This is a genomic window from Paraflavitalea sp. (assembly GCF_059502485.1).
The window spans coordinates 1,958,466-1,977,975 of record NZ_JCACET010000008.1 but is presented as its reverse complement, the minus strand read 5'-3'; the positions used below and the strand labels follow the sequence as shown (position 1 = coordinate 1,977,975).

The following is a 19,510-nucleotide window of genomic DNA, read 5'->3' as shown; positions in this document are numbered from 1 at the left end:
TAATGTGACTGTTACGGTGTCAGGCAAACTAAGTACCCTCCGAATTTTCGATACATAAGGCAATGCAATTAAACCAAACGCTGGTTATTTAAGAGTTCCTTAACGGTGTTTTAACGAGTTTTTAATTTATGTTAATCGCTCGTTAACAACAATAACATCTTGCAACGATGCCTTGAAACGCAGTACTGGCAAGGCTTTCAAAAGACTCAAAAAATAACAGTTGTCTTTTTCAAGTTTTCTGTTGTCTTTTTCAATCACACTAACCGTTTAGAATAGACTATTTAATGTGTCTGTTTTAATGTCTCTTTAATCCAATACGGTTAACGAGTCATTAACATGGGTTGACAGGTGATTATTGTAGATACCTGTAAGCAGAAATTTTCAACTCCTTATTTGATAAGGGTTTTTCGTGGGACTATAAAAAGTATGCCAAGTGGAGGTTATAGTGTAATGGTATGCGGAAGAAGCATTTTCTGTCGCTGCAGTCTTCGCTCATAATGATTAACAATTTGAGGGCTTATTACGCTGTAGAGATTACCAGCAGGTGTTATATACATGAGGCCGGATAGCCTGGTGATTGTTTCTTGCTGTGCTTGCCGATATTTATCCATTAAGCGAGTATATGCTTCATTCCTTGCTTTGATCAGGCGGATTCGTTTCTTGTCTTCGCATTCTTTGGCCCAGGCTTCTTTTGCTTCGCAGGCTATGCGTTGTTTATCTGCTTTTACCAGATCGGGGTATTTGTAGCGTCCGTATTTGTCTTTTCTATACATGAGGCGCTTCAATGATTCTTCACTGTATTTTCTTCTCTTCCTGATCTTTTTCGGTTTGGGTTGCCAAATGGGGTTATCCAGCTCAATGGCTTTGCGCTGCTCCCAGTATTCGACATAGCATTTCCAGAGGAGGTCTTTTACCTCCTCGTCTGTATAAGGATTCTTTTTTAACAGGGTGAACGCTTCGCCGGTGAAGCCCCGGTACATCCAAAACTGTCGCCAGCCGGGTGGCAGGGCTTTATAAATCAGTGAACCGATCCTGGAGGCCCGCGCCAGCAGATTTGCACAGACCATGGTCAATTTAAACTCGGGACTAGTTTTGACGCGCTTTGCAGTGAGCCGGCTTTTGACACGGACATAATACTGTCCGTCCATCTTATAGAAGGTAAGTTGGTCGAAGGTGCCTTCGAGGCGGCAGAGTCCGGCGATTTGTTTTGCCATGAGATATTGGTTGCATATCTAATTTAGTTTATATTTAGGAGACAGACAAATAAAGGTTTATAACGGTTGTTTGCTACCGCAAGTACTTCTGTAGAGATTTTAGCAACTAAGGGGTTTAGGTTGCCAGGGGATGTAAGGATTGGGTTTACGACGGGCATGGATGGTAATGATAAGTGGTTGAGAATAATTGTGTTGATGTGTTTCTGATGGTTGCCTGCACAAAGGCATGGGTTGGGTACGTTTTAGTAAAGTGCGCCTTTAATAGGGAGTATCTATGGAGTATCTACGGAGCATCTATGGAGTATCCCGGGAGTATCCTAAAACTACCGGGTAGAGATCATCAATTGTACCCTGAACTCCGTCTTCTGTTTACTATTCAGTTCATCTAACCCACTGCCGGTGAGCATCTTTGAAGGGAATAGGAATTGGGCGAAGCGCAGCCACAGGTGGCAGTTCACCTTTCCGGTACGTTTGGGTAATAATATGGCTGCCAGGTTTTGTTTACAATTTATATAATACCGCAGCCCTTTGCCGCTGAAAGGGGGAATGGAAAAGGAATATTGCACATCCTGCTCATAAGCGTAAATACGGGTGTTATAACTATCCGTTTCGAAGAAATGCAATCGCATATTGGCTGTAAAAGATCGCTTTGGTGTATAGAAGACTTCTGTGAAAGCAGAAAAGCCTTTCTCTGTGTGAGCAACTTCACCAGCCTGGTACCAAACCAGTTCTACCCTGCTTTTCAAAGTTATTGCCGGGGTTGTTTGAAAGATTACCTGGGTGCGCCAGTTTTGCCGTACTATTCTTTCTATTGGTTTTACAATTGCTTCGTCGTCTATACTATTAGCAGGTTTATGTTCATGCCGATAACGGCTGGTTACTTCTACTGTTTTGTTGGGCTTGTACATTACTTGTAACATGTAGTCGCCACCATTACCTGGCGCATTGATCCGGTACTTCAACCAGGGGAAGCGAAAAAAATCGCCATAGGCATCTATCTGCCACACAGGAGCAGGTCGCAGGGTGAGGCCTGCATACAATCCCTGTTCGTTGCCTGGTAAATAACTTTCGGTGAAAGCGTTCCCCTGCAAGGCCTGGTACTCCTTATCGATAAGCCGGTACACAAGCGACAGGTCTGCTTTGGGATCGAGGCTCACCAGCAGACCGTGGAGCAATGCCTTATTGAATTGCTGATCGATAGCTGCTTCTCCATAAACATGCAGGTTACGATGCGTAAATGCATAATCCATGCTATGGTTACTCCAACGTTTTCCGGTTACCGCAAACAGGTCATAAGGATCGGCCGATCTTTTTAAGGGATGGGAAAACTGGTAATGTACTGTGTTCACACCCACATGCCACCCGGGACGGCTATACCTGATATTGCCTCCTGCTGTAAATCTGTCGAGGTTATAGCGTTCGTTTATTTCAGCTTGCGTGCGATGATATCCTGTTGTCAAAATGCTGGTCACACTATCACCCGACAGGTTAGCATCCAACTTTCTAAAAGAAGCAAACAGAGTTGCTTCCCAACTCTTTTGTTGTAGCGTAATACCTGCACCGCGATGAAAATAATATTCACCTGCTGCGCTGTATGGTTTCAATACCGGCCCTTGTCGTTTTACCTGCATCACAGCAGAGCTCTTCTTAAAAGCGAGGCTTTGCCAATGTATCAGCCCCTGCCCCATATTCACGGTGTAATCACCCAGCGCCAGCGCTTTTATCGTTCCCAGTTTGCGGACAAATAGATGATACGAATAAAAATCAAATCCTTTTTGCTGGTGGCCTTTGAATGTTTCACCCGCATCTTTATCGGCAGTTATTCCATATTGTAACAGGTCATTGGCGGCATACTTGTATCGTGTGAACACCCGCACCGGGCTTCCCTGGTAGTGAGCTTTATCAGGAGATTCGGGGGATTGAAACCCCTTCACCTTTTCTAATGTTTGTGCAGCCCTCAGCAATATTGAATGCTCACCACTACGAAACCGCTGTGCTACAGTAGTGTAAGCACTTGATCCTGTGCCCAGTTTCACAAATGGCAATAGTTGCCGGATGGTGTGTGCATCCCATGCGGGAATGGCTTGCAGTTCGTGCAGGTTGAGCAACTTGCCCATCAGGCTGCGGTAGCGCATAAAACTGGCTACCTGTAATGCATTGAGCATAGGTAGCCCTTCCAGATCGGTGATGGTGGCTGCATTTAAATCCAGTGGATGGCGGCGCAATGTTTCCAGTTGTTGCCAGCTGTTATCATCTTCCATGTCCATGTCCGACACCTCGGCCTGATTTTCCAGTTGTTGTTCAGCTATCGTTTCACGCTCCTGTGCTCTGGCCATGCAGGCAGCCAGTAACACTATTAATGTAAAGGATGTTTTCAATGGGAAGGTTTTGTTTGTTTGGCACTGAATAGTAGCAAGAGGCCGGGCGTGATACCTAATTGAGGATGGTACCTGCCGGTAATATCGACACGAACATTTTTCCAGGTCCAGCCCGCGCCGAGCCAGGGGGTAGTGGCAGCTGTGGCAATACCTGCCCGCAACATGAACCGGTTGTGCAGGGAATATTGCATGCTCACCTGCAGGTTCACCGCTTTGTCTTCCTGCTTAATGATGTCTGCACTTACCAATACATTTTCGGATACTTCATACCCTCCCCCTACCTTGTATTGCCAGGCCATTTTTTCCGTTGCCTGTTTTCCATATTTCCCGCCCGATGGATTATATATATGTATGCCGGCATGTGCTTTTTCGGTGATATGCCAGATCGTCCCCACCTCCACGATCACCGTGCCGTCGCTGCCATAACCCGCGGCCTGCATCATGGCATAATTGATCTGCACGCCCAGGTCCACCCGCCCCAGCTTCTTTCCATAGGCAATGCCCACCTGCGATTCATTGTATTCCGATGTGCCAAAGTAATGGGCGCTGACGCCCCACCCTCCCATGCCGGTAGGCAGGGCAACGACCGCACTGTAGCTATTTAGTTTTTCCTGCAGGAACCTCTTTTCGGCATATACGCCTCCTTCCGCAGCAGGCAGCCGGGCCAGCGCGGCCTGGTTGGCCATGGTGGAAAATGCATCTACAAATTGGTAACTATAAGCCCCCAGCCCGGTGTAGGGCGCTCCCTGGGGATAGCGGAGGGATTGGGCGGCGGCAGGCCAGGAAAGCAGGCAAAAAGCGGGCAACAGCCCTATTTTCAGGATTTGCAGTAAGTAATGGTTTTTCAATCGATTAGTATTGGACTGGAAAAACTAACGTAATTTTTTACCAAACAGATTTTTACCTTTGCGCCATGCAAATTTTAGACGGACAGCTTGTATCTCAGGCTACAAAGGATGAATTGAAACTGAATGTAGGCCAGTTAAGGACCGAAGGCAAGAAAATCCCCCACCTCGCCGCCGTGCTGGTAGGTAATAATGGCGCCAGCGAAACGTATGTAGGCTCTAAAGTAAGGACTTGTGAAGAAATTGGGTTTAAGTCTACCCTCGTGCGCCTCGATGAAGATATCAGTGAATATAAATTATTGGAGGAAATCGAGCGACTGAACAGTGACCCCGATATCGACGGCATCCTGGTGCAGCTTCCTCTGCCCAAGCATATTTCTGATGAAGCAGTGATCAATACCATCAATCCTTCCAAGGACGTAGATGGTTTTCATCCCATCAGTGTAGGTAAGTTAGTACAGGGCTTGCCAACTTTTGTGGCAGCTACCCCGCATGGTATTATGCTGATCCTGGAACATTATAAGATCGATACCAAAGGCAAACATGCTGTTGTGATAGGTCGCAGTAATATTGTAGGCCGTCCCATGAGCATTTTGCTAAGCGCCAACACCAACCCCGGCAACTGTACGGTGACGCTATGCCACTCGCAAACCAAGAACCTGAAGGAGCTTTGTTTGCAAGCAGACATTATTGTTGCCGCTTTGGGTAAGCCTGAATTCTTAACTGCCGACATGGTGAAGGAAGGTGCTATCGTGATCGATGTGGGTATTACCCGTGTTGCTGATGCTTCTAAAAAACGTGGTTATGCCATCAAAGGCGATGTAGACTTTGCGAACGTATCGCCCAAATGTAGTTATATCACGCCTGTGCCTGGTGGCGTAGGTCCCATGACCATAGCTGCGCTGATGAAGAACACGTATGCAGCGTGTCTGGCAAAGAACTAAATGCTCATCTTATTGCTATAAAACAAAACCCACCGTATGGTGGGTTTTGTAGTTAACAGGTGCACGGATTAAGGTGTGCTAAGGATTTAGGGGGTCGGCCGTTATTTGTTAATTATAATCTGTTGCATTTTCTGCGTGCCATCATCGGCTATAAACTTCAGCAAATACATACCATTTCTGAGTGAAGTCTCTAACCTTGCCAGACCATTGTTTACTGGTACGGTTTGATTCATCACCAGTTTTCCTGCTGCATCATACCAGCCAAATGTCATGTTGGGCTTCGATGTATTGATGCCGCTCACATACAAGGTTCCGGTAGAAGGGTTCGGATATGCTGCAAACTGCTTTGGTTGTTTTACCAGAGAGACGATGACTGCCTTTGAATAACGATCGCTACCATTTATATCCGTTTGTTTAAGACGGTAGTAGCTGTATCCACTATAAGGCGCCAGGTCAGTGGCTGTATAGGTTAGCTTATTGCTGCTGTTGCCACCCACTGCTTTGGTATTCACTCTTTGCACTTCTGTGAAGTTTACTCCATCACGGCTTTTCTCTACTGTGAAGTGACTGTTGTTCACCTCCATCGATGTAGCCCACTCGAGGTCAACCTGCGATTGATGAGCCTTTGCATCAAAGTTCAGGAGACCTACCGGTAGCAGGTTCATACCTGCAGAAATGTTGGCGAGGGCAAATGTGGAGAACGAATTAAAGACACTGGGCGCCGATGTGGAAGTAATGCTGCCAACGAGCGTATGAGTACCATTATAGAGTGGTCCTCCTGTTCCTCCGATATCTCTCCAGGCTGTAGGCGTCACATTGGTATTCTTTACAATGGTAAGCTGCGCACCATCGGTAACAAAATCATTCGCTCCAAAAAATATCTGTATAGTCTGGTTACCGCTCAAACCAGAAGTTGGTTGATTTACAGAAGAAGCATCGGTACGGCCGATCGTATAATAATGCACCCTGGATACCCGGTCTACTGAGGGGGGCAATGTATATCCAAGTCCTGAAGCACTTGCATTAAACAGCTCCGCCTGATAAGTATACAAGTTGCCATTACTATGATTAAGGGTCAACACCACAGGGCGGCAATCAGCATCCTTTCCGATAGGGAAATTGAGTGTTGTTGTGCCCGAGCTTTGTTTCTGATAGCGCATGGGGCCATTCACATAGCTGGTAGATGTTGCATCTCCTGCAGCCGTGGTTGAATTATTCATCATCGTAAGGATGTTGGTTGTCGTGGTATTCAACAATCCTGACGTGAGTGTAAGAGTCCTGCTTATGCTAATGGGTGTATTGGGTGTAACGCCTCCCCCGGTATTGGCTATTACCAGGCGGGTAAACGATGGCGACGGCGTTCCAGCAGTAATGTCGATCGTTTGTACGCCGCTGCCCGTCATGGTAGCTGTACCATTTCCTACTCCAAACACAATGCCTGATGTCGATGGCGCTGTTACGAGGATATTACCTGCATAAGTGCTGTTATTGTTATAGTTAGGGTACATTCTTCCGGTGCTGGTTTGCACAAATGCTACGTTGCCGTTGTAGGCGTCTGGATTGTTATTCGTCATCATCATGTAGCCCGCTCCGGTAACGGTAAATGTCGCTGCAGCATTGAACGTATTGTTGCCTGAGCTTTGATCATTCACGGATCCGTTTTTGGTACTGTTCACAACGCCGTTGAAAACGGAACTATGAAACAGCAGACCGGGGCTGGTACTTGTAATGTCACCACCGAAATTAGAAGCTGGTCCGAATTGTAATGTACTGCTTCCTGTCAATGTCAGGTTTTGTGCAGTTGCTCCAGTTTGGGTAAACTGACGCAGGTATAATTGTCCGGCTGAAAAGCCTGCCCCACCCACACTGATCGTATACGTAGCTGCCAGAGTCGAGGAAGCTGTCGATGAATTATTAAAGATAACGCCCTGTCCATTGGTGGACGTAACAACAATATTGTTGTTGAATTGAGTGCCGGGCGAGTTCTGGTTTACAAATATGCCCGAATTATTAGATGGGGCATTATTGAACGTTGTAACACCGCCAAATATATTCCCGGTACTGTTGTGCGCTACATAGATATGCGATGTACCGGTATTGTTGAACGTGGCTGTTGTATTGAACCTATCGCCGTTGCCGTTGCCAAACATTAGATAGCCTGATCCAATATTGGTCATAGTAGCTACGCCCCGGAAGGTATTGTTGCCACTGCTGGCATCACTGGTGTTACCTGTTTTGGTAGCCGTGACTGTAGCATTGAACACGCAACCATTGTAGAACAAGGTCGGGCTGGTGGATGTTACGTCTGCCTGGAAGGTAGAGGATGGTCCAAATACCAGCGCACCTGTTCCTGTGAGGTTAAAGTTATGTGGTACTGTTCCCAGCTGGATAAAGTTTCTCAGCAACAGGGTACCTGCCGAAAAGCCGCCTGCGCCCACGCTGATCGTACGTCCGGTAGCCAATACAGCAGATGCTGTTGCACTGTTACAAAACTGAACGCCCTGCCCGTTGGTAGACGTTACGATCACATCGTTGTCGAACCGGGTACCGGATGAGTTCTGGCTTACGTAAATAGCCGTATTCGCTGTAGGTGTATTATTAAAAGTTGTAACCCCTAAAAATACATTGCTGGTACTGCTGTGTGCTACATATATGCTTGCAGAACCGGTGTTATTGAAAGTAGCGGTTGTATTGAACCGGTCCAGACTACCGTTGCCCAACAGAAGCGATCCGCTTCCGGAGTTGGTGATCGTCGTTACTCCGTTAAAAGTATTATTGCCGCTGCTGTAATCGCTGTTCGCACCTGTTTTGGCTGAAGTTACTGTGCCACTAAAGGTACAACCATTGAAATATAATCCCGGGCTCGATGAAGTGACATCTCCACCGAATGAGGATGCCGGACCGTACTGTATATAGGTAGCCGTGCCACCCATGGTCAGGTTGACAGGTGCATTTCCCAATTGGGTAAATTGTTGCAGGATCAGGTTGCCCGCATACAGCCCTCCTATCCCAGCTTGTATTGTTTTACCGGCTGCGAGCGTAGCTGTAGCAGAGCTACTACCACCGCAAAAGCGTATGCCGGTAGCGCTTCCTGAACTGTTGACATATATATTTCCATTAAACTGGTTGCCTGCAGTTGCCCAGCAAGGCAGTATCCGTTCTGAACCGTGGTTGTTGAATGTTACATCATCATTCCAGATATCCGGACTATTATTTCCCAACAAAAAGAAGCTGCTGCCGGTATTGGTGAAAGTGCTGACACCAACAAATGTGTTTCCTCCTGCGCTATAATCGCCGGTAGTTCCCGTTTTGGTAAATGCAGAGGTACCGTTATATATTGCTCCCTGCAAGTATATGGAGGGACTGGACCCAATAAAGTTGCCGCCGAATGAAGAGGATGGTCCCAGTATCAATGAAGATGTACCGGTAAGGGGCAGGTAGACAAGAACGTTTCCATTTTGTGTAAAGCGTCTTACGCTTAATGTACCCGATGTAAACCCTGCAGCTCCTACCCTAATGGTACTGCCAGCTGCCATGGTTGCAGCGGATCCACCATTATTGCCGAAATAAATTCCCGTCGATGAGCCCGTGCTCGTCACGGTGATATTACCATTGAATATATGTCCGGTATTATTCCACGCAGCTCCTATGTATGAGCTACCGCTGCTGTTGAACTGTACGGCACTATAGAAAGTATCTGCTTCATTTTGGCCTAATTGAATATAGCCAGTACCTGTATTATTGAGCGTGAGACTGTCTTCAAAGTTGTTTGCCCCCCTGCTTCCATCATTGGTTGTCCCGGTTTTAGTGATGTTCACTTTTCCTTTGAACCTGGTATTGCCAAAATAGAGAGCTGGCGTGCTTGCTGTGACGTTTCCTCCAATAAGAGAAGTATCGGAAAACGAGAGCATGGTATTGGTACCTGTGAAGTTCAGGTTTATGGGAGCATTGCCCAATTGTGTGAAGGTCCTTATATTCAGTGAACCTGCAGAGAATCCATCTGTTCCCACGCGTATCGTTTTTCCGGCAGCTAATACCGGCGAACTATTACCATTGGGCCTTCCCAAATAGATACCGGATGTTCCTGTAGATGTAACTATAATGTCATCGTTAAACAACTCATTAGAGTTATATCCCAGCATGAATGTTCCGGTACTGCTCTGCTGATTGATGGTGACTGTGCCGTGGAAAATATTCTGACGCTGATTGTTGTTGTTTGCAGTACCACCTGTTTTCGTGAACACAACGGGAGCATAATATACAGATCCCTGTGGTGTGATATCAGGCGCAATTACTGTCACAGGTGCATTGAACTCACTTGAGGGACCGAGAATGACGGATGAGGTCCCTGTTCCTGTTATGTTGAGGGGTACAGTACCTAACTGAGTGAATTGTTTGAGGTACAGGTATCCTGCCGTTAGCCCGGTAGTGCCGGGTAATATTGTTTTACCTGCAGCCAGGATAGCGGTAGCTGTTGAATTACCGCCGCAAAACTGAATACCTGCAGCCGTATCGGAACTATTGATATAGATGTCGCCATTGAACTGGTTGCCGACTGTGGCCCAGCTCATTAGTAGCCGCTCTGATCCTTTATTGGTAAGTATCACATCATTGTTCCATATATCGGGCCTGTTGTCTCCCAACAGCCAGAAGTTGGTACCACCTTTGGTGAGGCGGCATACGCCATTGAATATATTACCGCCCTGATTGTAATCGCCGGTAGTACCTGTCTTTGTAATATCTGTAGCCCCATTGAACGTACATCCATTCAAAAATATGGAAGGGCTGGATGTTGTTACATCTCCATCGAATTTAGAGGTAGGTCCGAATGTAAGTCTCGATGTACCAGTCAGCAATAAACTCTGTGAGGTAGCGCCGATCTGTGTAAACTGCCTGAACAACAAGGTACCTGATGAAAACCCGGCAGGACCAATGTTGACAGTATTGCCGGCTGTGAGCCAGGCTGTAGCAGTATTAACACCATTGCAAAAATGTACTCCATTTCCGCTCACAGAGGTAACTGTAATACTACTGTTGAAAGTAGTTGTATCAGCATAATGGCTCACCATAATTGAATGGTTCGTGGCAGGCGCATTATTGAATGTTACAGGTCCATTGAACCTATGCCCGGTGCTGTTGTGCGCTATATACATGTGGTTGCTACCAATATTGTTGAAGGTCGCCTCCAGATTAAATGTATCCGGATTGTTGTTTCCCATCATGAGGTAGCCTGCTCCTGTATTGTTTACCGTCAACACGCCATTGAATATATTACCGCCGGTTCCATTATTATCATTAGGTCCCGTTTTGGTAAAGTTGGCTGAATCACTAAACACTGTTCCATTCAGATATAATGAAGGACTGAACGTCACCAATTTTCCACCGAATGCTGCTGCCGGACCAAATTGTAATACCCCCGTTCCTGTCAATGTAATGCTTTGTGGAGTAGCCCCGGTCTGAATGAACTGCTTCAACAATAGTGTTCCGGCTGTAAAGCCTGCCGGACCTATATTGATCGTACGGCCCGTTGCCAGCGTAGCATTGGCTGTACTGTTGTTGTTACAGAACATGATCCCCAGTCCGTTAGTGCTGGTTACAGTTACGTTGTTATTAAAGATCGTACCTGCCGAATAAGAGCTAACATATATCCCGTTGTTGGAAGTAGGTGAATTATTAAATTCAACGGGACCATTGAAGATATTATTCGTGCTGTTGTAAGCTACATATATATTATTGGCGCTGGTATTGTTGAATGTTGCAGCGGCATTGAACACATCGGGATTTCCGTTGCCTAAGAGGAAGTATCCTGTACCCGTATTATTTAGCGTCAACACACCGTTGAAGGTATTGCCACCGGAACTCCAGTCATTGCTGGTGCCTGTTTTGGTAATGGTTGTTACTCCCTGGAAGGTAGCATTCCTTATTGTGATGGTCGCAGCGTCCATATTGACCGCACAATTAAGGGTGGTTGGTCCTGCGCCAAAGGAAACAGTACCAACGCCTGTAACAGTCAATGTACCGTTTTGCACACTACCCGCATTGAAGGTAGCTGAAGGGCCAGTCACGGTCAGGGTATTTCCATTGAGGTTCAGTTGTCCGCTGTTAAGCGTAATGTTCCTTACTGTAGTATTGCCCGCAAGCATGCAGGTATTACTACCAGTTACAATGGTAATGTTGTCCGTGGAAGTTGGTACGCCGGCCGGGGTCCAATTGGCCGGGGTAGTAAAGGCTGTGGAGCTGGAGCCATTCCAGGTGTAGTTGATTTGGGCATAACCGGTCTGTATACCGATTAGCCAACAAACAGTCAGCAATAGGTTCCTCATAAGGTGAATTTTTCACTTAGAATAGTGGATTTTGAAGGCTATGCCTTTTGGCACGGCTGCACTGATAGAACATTTTTTATTCCAAATAATAATTTCCTGTTTATCAACACGTTGAAGAATATGACCCGATTCGGGCATTCCCAATTTTGGCCAAATTTTCCCAAAATAGGTTTATACCATTAATCTTTAATAGGTGGATTTGTGAATTGCTAATATGTATTATGTAGGGTTTTAAGTTGCCCCCTGGAAGGGTAAGCTGTCCTTCGGCAAGGCGTGATTATTTCGTAATTTTGCCCGCTATGGAAGTTAGTGTTGCTCCGGCTGTGCTCAGTTTACCTGTGATGGAATCTTTCTATACCATCCAAGGGGAAGGTTATTACCAAGGTAAGGCTGCCTATTTCATCCGTCTCGGCGGGTGTGATGTGGGCTGTGTGTGGTGTGATGTGAAAGATAGCTGGGATGCTTCCAAACATCCTTTACAAAGTATCGATGAAATGGTATCGACAGCGGCTGCGTACCCTGGCCGGATGGCGGTGATCACTGGCGGAGAGCCGCTGATGCACAACCTCGATGGGCTTACTACCGCTCTCCATGAAGCTGGTTTTCAAACCAATATTGAAACATCCGGCTCTTCGCCCCTCAGTGGTGAATGGGACTGGATATGCCTGTCGCCCAAAAAATTCAAATTCCCTTTACCGGAAATCCTGCCGCTGGCCAACGAACTGAAGGTGGTAGTATTTAATAAGAGCGACTTTGACTGGGCTGAAAAATACGCTGCCCTGGTTTCCCCTTCATGCAAACTATACTTGCAGCCTGAGTGGGATAAATCGAATGAAATGACGCCCCTTATCGTTGAATATATCAAGGAGAACCCTCGATGGGAGTTTTCGCTGCAGATCCACAAATACATGAATGTTCCTTAACTCCTTCGTGGTCAATCTGAAATAATCTTTTGCCGCTTACGTTTTAACATTTGGGTACTATCTTTCAGGTGGTTTTCGTCGTCTAAGAGAAAGTACTATCTGAATCAACAAAATCGCAAGCATGGGCATCTTACGCTTCTGTACCATTTTCTTGTTCCTGATCTCCCCTATTTTGATCGAGGCGCAGCAATATGATCCTGTCAAAGTGAATAAAAAAGCTGCTGCGCTGTATGAAAAAGCCATCGCCAGAGCCCAGGAGGATGATTTCAAAGGTGGTATCGTTATCCTGAAGGAGGCCGTTAAAATTGACCCACGTTTTCTCGATGCTTATCTTTCCATTGCTGGCATGTATGGTGAAATGAAAGATTATGATGGCGCGATCGAGAACTATATCAAAGCTAAAAGTATCGATGCTGAATATTTCAAAGACTACAATCTTCCTTTTTCTATCAACCTGGCCGGCAAAGGTGAGTTTGCCAAAGCGCTGGAATCGGTGAATGAATTTCTCACCATTCCCAATTTGAACAGCCAGAGCCGACTTGCCGGCGAGTTTCGCCAGAAAAGTTACCAGTTTGCGATTGAATACAGCAAGCAAAAGCCGCTACTTGATTATAAGTTTGAACCGCAAAATATGGGCGATAGCGTGAACTCGGTTGTATCGGAATATTTCCCTACCCTTACGATCGATGGTAATGAACTCATCATCACCCGACGGGTTAAGAATTATAATGAAGACTTCTTTGGCTCTGTGCGCGTTGATGGTAAATGGTCGAAGGCCCAGCCACTTGAAGGTGATATCAATACGGATGCCAATGAAGGGGCGCAGACTATTTCCCAAGATGGGCAATGGCTCATTTTTACGGGCTGTAATTTTCGCAATGGTTTTGGAAGTTGCGATCTATATATTTCTTACCTCACGAATGATGGCTGGAGCGCCCCCGTGAATCTTGGTCCTAAAGTCAACAGTGATCAATGGGATACTGCTCCTACTTTATCTCCTGACAAACGTGATCTCTATTTTGCCAGTTCACGTTATGGTGGTTATGGAGGCAGTGATATTTATGTGTGCCACTACCTTTCCAACGGGCGATGGAGTGATGCGGAAAATCTCGGTCCCGAAGTAAATACTGCCGGCAATGAGAGCTGCCCTTTCATTCATGCTGATAATCAAACTTTGTATTTCACTTCCAATGGTCACCTGGGCTATGGTGGTGATGATCTCTTTGTAAGCAAAAAAGGCCCTAAGAACACCTGGGGCAAGGCTATGAACCTGGGTTATCCTATCAATACTATCGAGAACGAGGGTAGCCTCATCGTAGCCGCTGATGCCAAGACTGCTTACTATGCCAGCGACCGCAGCGACAGCAGGGGCGGTCTCGATATCTACACATTTGAATTACGCGATGATATTCGTCCGGCCAAGACACTGTGGGTAAAGGGTAAGGTGTTTGATAAGAAGACCAGCAAAGGCCTGCCTTCTGCGATCGAACTTACCGACCTTGCTTCACAAGAAGTATTGAGTAAAGTGCAGACCGATGAAACGGGTAACTACCTCGTTACGTTACCTATTGGTAAAGACTACGCATTCAATGTAAACCGTAAAGGTTATTTATTCTTCTCCGACAACTTTTCTCTGAGCCAAAGGGCTCCTGACTCTACTTATCATATCGATATTCCTCTGCAGCCGCTGGAGGCCAACGCTTCTATTGTGCTAAAGAATATTTTCTTCGGCAGCAAGGAGTTTAGCCTGAAGCCGGAATCTACTTCCGAGCTCGATAAGCTGTTTGTGTTGTTGCGTGACAATCCTACGATACGTATCCAGATCAGCGGTCACACCGACAATGTTGGTAAGCCGCAAGACAACCTCACTTTATCCAACAACCGGGCACAGGCTGTTGTAAAATACCTTGTCAGCAAGGGTATCGATCAACAGCGCCTATCGTTTAAAGGTTTTGGTGAAACCGTTCCTGTAGCAGACAACGCCACCGAAGAAGGCCGGGCACAGAACAGAAGGACTGAGATGAAGGTGTTGAGCCATTAGAAAGCTGTGAGCCTCGAGCTACAAGCTTCAAGCAAATACGTTACATAATAAAAAAATACATATTTTCATGGCTCCATGCTATGAAAAACGATTTGTTATATCAACTTGCCCTGACGAGGGTGCCGCTTATTGGTTTGATCCACGCCAAGTTATTGGTAGAACATTTTGGAACAGCCGCCGCTATCTTTAAGGCCTCTCCTACACAATTGGGAAAGATTGAGGGTATTGGCCCTGCAAAGGCTAAAGCTATTCGTCAGTTTACCAGCTTTGATGAAGTGGAAGACGAGATCACCTTTATTGAAAAATATAAGATCCGGCCACTATTCCTTACAGATACCGACTACCCACAACGCCTGTTGCATTGTTGCGACGCTCCTACGCTATTATTCTACCGGGGCGAAGCTAATCTCAACGCCTCTCGCATCATTGCCATCATTGGCACACGCAGTAGCTCTGAATATGGCAAGCTTATTACCGAAAAGCTGGTGAAAGAGCTTGCAGGCATGGGTGTGCTGATCGTCAGCGGGCTGGCTTTTGGTATCGATGCGCTGGCGCACCATGCTGCCATCAAATATGACTTGCCCACTGTTGGCGTATTGGGCCATGGCCTGGATAGTATCTATCCTTCACAACATGCTTCGCTGGCTAAGGAGATGATCAAACAGGGCGGAGGCCTGTTGACTGAATTTACCAGTAACACTAAACCTGACAAGCATAACTTCCCGGCGCGCAACCGTATTGTAGCTGGTATGTGCGATGCCGTTATTGTTGTTGAGACGGGTTTGAAAGGTGGCAGCATGATCACTGCAGAGCTGGCCAACAGTTATAACAAAGATGTTTTTGCTTATCCAGGTAAAGTCACGGACAGCAAGAGTGCCGGCTGCAATTATCTTATCAAAAGCAATAAGGCCATGCTGCTCACCGATACTCAACAGCTCATAGATATGATGGGTTGGGATAATAAGCGTAAGCCTGTTGTTCAACAACAGGACTTGTTTGTAAATCTGAATGAGCATGAACTGAAAGTAGCATCTATTTTAGGACAAAAAGAATCTGTACACATTGATGAACTTAATATGCAGAGCGGTCTTAGCAGCAGTAGTATCGCGGCTGCCGTTTTGAATATGGAATTGCAGGGTGTGATCCAATGTTTGCCGGGAAAGCGGTATAAGTTAATGTAAGAGAAGGAGTTTCGACCTGCTTTTAAAAATCTTTTGGAGCATATTGTGCTGTTACGCTACCTTTGCACATGGCAACAAGAAATTCTTCTCTCCGGACAAATTCCCCCAGTTCAAGTAAGTTTTTTGGCGATGGTTTAACGTTCGATGACGTTTTACTGGTTCCTGCTTATTCGCAAGTATTGCCCCGCGAAGTAGACATCCGCACCAAACTTACCAAAGATATTACACTGAATACTCCCATGCTTTCTTCTGCAATGGACACTGTTACTGAAGCCAACCTGGCTATTGCGCTCGCACGCGAAGGTGGTCTCGGTATCCTGCACAAGAATATGAGCATCGAGCGTCAGGCTGAACAAGTGCGCAAGGTAAAACGTAGTGAAAGTGGGCTGATCCTGGACCCCATTACTTTACATGAGGACGCAACTATTGGTGATGCGCTTCGCCTCATGAAGGAGAATAAGATCGGTGGTATTCCCATTGTTAACACCAATCAAAAGCTGGTAGGCATTCTCACCAATCGTGATCTGCGTTTTGAAACTGCCAGTGGCCGCAAGGTGAGTGAAGTGATGACGAAAGAGTTGATCACTGCTCCTGAAGGAACCGACATGAAGAAAGCAGGTCAGATCCTGCGTCAACATAAGATTGAAAAGCTTCCTGTTATCAGGAAAGATGGTACACTGATCGGCCTGATCACTTACCGCGATATTTTACAACTACAAAGTTATCCCAACGCAGTAAAAGATTCTTACGGCCGTCTGCTCACCGGCGCTGCACTGGGCATTACCCGCGACCTGCTCGACAGGGCTGCTGCACTGCAGCAGATCGGGGTGGATATTGTTTGCCTCGACAGTGCGCACGGTCATAGCAAAGGCGTTATCGAAGCATTGAAAGCGGTAAAGAAGAACTTCAAAAAGCTACAGGTAATAGCAGGTAATATCGGTACTGCTGCAGGCGCCAAGGCATTGGCTGAAGCAGGTGCCGATGCTGTGAAGGTAGGTATCGGACCGGGCTCTATTTGCACCACGCGTATCGTTGCCGGTGCAGGTGTTCCGCAGATCACTGCCATCATGGAAGCTGCTTCTGTTCTGCATAAAAAAGGGATTCCGCTTATTGCCGATGGTGGTATCCGTTATACCGGTGATATGGTGAAGGCTTTAGCTGCCGGCGCCAACATCGTGATGATGGGTAGTGTTTTTGCCGGTACGGAAGAAAGCCCCGGTGAAACGATCATCTATGAAGGACGGAAATTCAAACAATACCGTGGTATGGGTTCCATTGGCGCTATGAGCCAGGGCAGCGGCGACCGCTACTTCCAGGATGTAGAGGATGATGTAAAGAAATTTGTACCAGAAGGTATTGAAGGCCGGGTAGCTTTCAAAGGCAACCTGAGCGAGATCGTTTATCAATATGTTGGTGGCCTTCGTTCAGGTATGGGTTATTGCGGAGCCAAAGACATTAAAGCGTTACAGCAGGCTCAATTTGTACGCATCACCAATGCAGGTATGAAAGAGAGCCACGCGCACGATATCGAGATTACGAGAGAAGCCCCCAATTATAGCAGATAGGGGTTGACAAGTTAACAGGTTGATAGGTTGACAGGGCGCCCCTGTATCTTATCAACTTGTTAACCTTTGAACTTTGCAACTTGTTTTCCTATCTTTCGGGAAATTACCGTCCATGCAACGAGCCCGGGTAGTATTATTGCTTCTGCTCTGCTTTTCTGTTTCACGCTATACTTATTCTCAGTCAGATTCCTGCGGACTCCGCATCAGCCTGCTCACCTGTAGCCCGGGTGAAGAGTTGTACTCTGCGTTTGGCCATACAGCCGTGCGTGTATCGAGCAGCGCCACCGGCATGGACATCGTTTTCAACTATGGTACTTTCGATGACTCGGACCCTACCAAGTTCTATTGGGACTTTACGCGGGGCCTTATGTACTATTCCCTCTCCGCTTATTCATTTAGAGACTTTGTAGAGGAGTATCGATCGCAGCAGCGTGGTGTTATCGAGCAGGAGATTCAATTGTCCTGTGCCGAAAAAAACAAGATATTCAATGCGCTCCGGGATAACGCTCAGGAACAAAACCGCAATTACTATTATTACTTTCACTTAGATAACTGCACTACCCGCGCGGGTGATATGATCATTAAAAACACCGACAGCCCGGTGGTGTTCAAAAACATTTTGCCTACTGAAACTCCCAGCTATCGTAACCTCTTGCATGTGTACCTCGATAAGGGACATCAACCCTGGAGTAAATTCGGGATTGACATTCTACTGGGCAGTAACCTCGATAAAAAGGTCAGCAACCGGGAAGCTATGTTCCTCCCCGACTACCTCTTGAAGGGTTTTGACAATGCCAGTTCCGGCGCCCAACCGCTGGTGCAGAAAACGGAGCCTGTTGTTATCGTCTCCACTACTGCTGTAGAGACCGGCAGCCGGTTCACTCCATTTGTGTTGTTTACCGGTTTGTTGATTTTTATTACCATTCTGTCGATTCTTAAGGGCAGCCGGTCGTCAGCCTTTTTGCGTGGTTTCGATATTTTCTTTTTTTTGCTGCTGGGCTTATTGGGTGTTTTGCTGGCTACGCTCTGGCTGATCAGGGTGGACGATGTTTGCCGCAATAATTTCAATCTGCTGTGGGCTTTGCCTACGCATTTTGTGGTGGTATTTGTGATGAACCGGCAGAAGCAATGGGTGAAATCTTATTTCAAGGTGGTTTGTATTATCACTTTATTGCTGGGCGCCACGTGGTTTATTTTGCCACAGGCACTAAACCCAGCCATTGCTCCCATCCTTGGCCTGATACTTGTCCGGAGCTGGTATCGCAGTAAAATGTAATTATCATGGCAGCAACTGAAAAATTCATCGATATTGACGGACGGGCCCTATTCTATCGTGTTATTGGCACAGGCGCGCCTGTAGTTCTTCTGCATGGTTTTGCAGAGGATGGCACTGTATGGCAGCACCAGATTGAGGCATTGGAGGCAAAATACCGGCTCATTGTACCCGACCTGCCGGGCAGTGGCCGTTCGGGTATGAGCGAGGATATGAGCATGGAAGGATTGGCAGCGGCCGTGAAGGAGATCGTAACTGACGAGGTGCCCGGCGATGAGCCATTCGTGATGATCGGGCATAGCATGGGTGGGTATGTGATGCTTGCTTTTGCGGAGTTGCACCCCGATCGGCTCAAAGGGATCGGTCTTTTTCACTCTACGGCTTATGCCGATTCGGAGGAAAAGAAGGCTACCCGGCAAAAGGGGATCGAGTTCATATTGCAGCATGGCGCTGCGCTGTTTATCCAGCAAACTACTCCCAACCTCTTTTCGCCTGCTTTTAAGCAGGAAAATGCCGCTGTTGTTCAGGAATTTATTGAGCGTTATTCCAACTTTTCAGCTGAATCGCTCGTACAATATTACAAGTCAATGATGGCCCGTCCGGACCGGACGGCAGTCCTTGAAAAATCCACGTATCCTGTGTTATTCATTGCAGGTGAATATGATACAGCAGTACCACCCGACCATGCGATGCAACAGTGCCACCTGCCTTTGCTGTCATATATCCACCTGCTCAAGCATTCGGCTCATATGGGTATGCTGGAGGAACAGGGGCTTAGCAACAAGTTCCTGGCCGATTTTCTGGCAAATGCCTGAATTGTTTA

11 protein-coding genes are annotated in these 19,510 nt (G+C 46.7%); 7 read left to right on the top strand and 4 right to left on the bottom strand.

The window, feature by feature from the left end:
* Nucleotides 1-440: 440 nt before the first annotated feature.
* From AC5JBY_RS10690 to AC5JBY_RS10680, 3 genes are all read right to left on the bottom strand, one after another.
* Nucleotides 441-1,214: a hypothetical protein gene (locus AC5JBY_RS10690; protein ID WP_495904572.1), complete on the bottom strand. Its 774-nt coding sequence runs from the start codon at nt 1,212-1,214 to the stop codon at nt 441-443.
* A gap of 323 nt (nt 1,215-1,537) precedes the next feature.
* Nucleotides 1,538-3,592 (bottom strand): ComEA family DNA-binding protein, encoded by a 2,055-nt coding sequence (locus AC5JBY_RS10685; protein WP_495904571.1) that lies wholly within the window; start codon nt 3,590-3,592, stop codon nt 1,538-1,540.
* Nucleotides 3,589-4,440, bottom strand: coding sequence for a hypothetical protein (locus AC5JBY_RS10680; protein WP_495904570.1), 852 nt, complete (start codon nt 4,438-4,440; stop codon nt 3,589-3,591). The genes AC5JBY_RS10685 and AC5JBY_RS10680 overlap by 4 nt, the downstream gene beginning before the upstream one ends.
* A gap of 65 nt (nt 4,441-4,505) precedes the next feature.
* Here AC5JBY_RS10680 and AC5JBY_RS10675 point away from each other — a divergent pair, with 65 nt between their 5' ends.
* A complete protein-coding gene (locus tag AC5JBY_RS10675) occupies nt 4,506-5,381 on the top strand; it encodes a bifunctional 5,10-methylenetetrahydrofolate dehydrogenase/5,10-methenyltetrahydrofolate cyclohydrolase (RefSeq protein ID WP_495904569.1) in 876 nt (291 codons plus the stop codon).
* Between the two features lie 101 nt (nt 5,382-5,482).
* Here the strand turns inward: AC5JBY_RS10675 and AC5JBY_RS10670 are convergent, their stop codons facing one another.
* Complete coding sequence (locus AC5JBY_RS10670; RefSeq protein ID WP_495904568.1) at nt 5,483-11,704, bottom strand: T9SS type A sorting domain-containing protein; 6,222 nt, start codon at nt 11,702-11,704, stop codon at nt 5,483-5,485.
* A gap of 299 nt (nt 11,705-12,003) precedes the next feature.
* Here AC5JBY_RS10670 and AC5JBY_RS10665 point away from each other — a divergent pair, with 299 nt between their 5' ends.
* The 6 genes from AC5JBY_RS10665 to AC5JBY_RS10640 all read left to right on the top strand — a co-directional run bounded on the left by AC5JBY_RS10665 (nt 12,004) and on the right by AC5JBY_RS10640 (nt 19,502).
* Nucleotides 12,004-12,627, top strand: coding sequence for a 7-carboxy-7-deazaguanine synthase QueE (locus tag AC5JBY_RS10665; RefSeq protein WP_495904567.1), 624 nt, complete (start codon nt 12,004-12,006; stop codon nt 12,625-12,627).
* A 121-nt stretch (nt 12,628-12,748) separates the two neighbouring features.
* On the top strand, nt 12,749-14,668 hold the full coding sequence (locus tag AC5JBY_RS10660) for an OmpA family protein (RefSeq protein ID WP_495904566.1): 1,920 nt from the start codon (nt 12,749-12,751) through the stop codon (nt 14,666-14,668).
* Between the two features lie 80 nt (nt 14,669-14,748).
* Nucleotides 14,749-15,849: a DNA-processing protein DprA gene (gene dprA, locus AC5JBY_RS10655; RefSeq protein ID WP_495904565.1), complete on the top strand. Its 1,101-nt coding sequence runs from the start codon at nt 14,749-14,751 to the stop codon at nt 15,847-15,849.
* A gap of 68 nt (nt 15,850-15,917) precedes the next feature.
* The gene (guaB, locus tag AC5JBY_RS10650) at nt 15,918-17,414 is read left to right on the top strand and encodes an IMP dehydrogenase (protein ID WP_495904564.1); all 1,497 of its coding nucleotides are present in this window, start codon (nt 15,918-15,920) and stop codon (nt 17,412-17,414) included.
* A 112-nt stretch (nt 17,415-17,526) separates the two neighbouring features.
* Complete coding sequence (locus AC5JBY_RS10645; protein WP_495904563.1) at nt 17,527-18,690, top strand: Lnb N-terminal periplasmic domain-containing protein; 1,164 nt, start codon at nt 17,527-17,529, stop codon at nt 18,688-18,690.
* 5 nt (nt 18,691-18,695) lie between these two features.
* Nucleotides 18,696-19,502 (top strand): alpha/beta fold hydrolase, encoded by an 807-nt coding sequence (locus AC5JBY_RS10640; RefSeq protein WP_495904562.1) that lies wholly within the window; start codon nt 18,696-18,698, stop codon nt 19,500-19,502.
* Nucleotides 19,503-19,510: the final 8 nt, after the last annotated feature.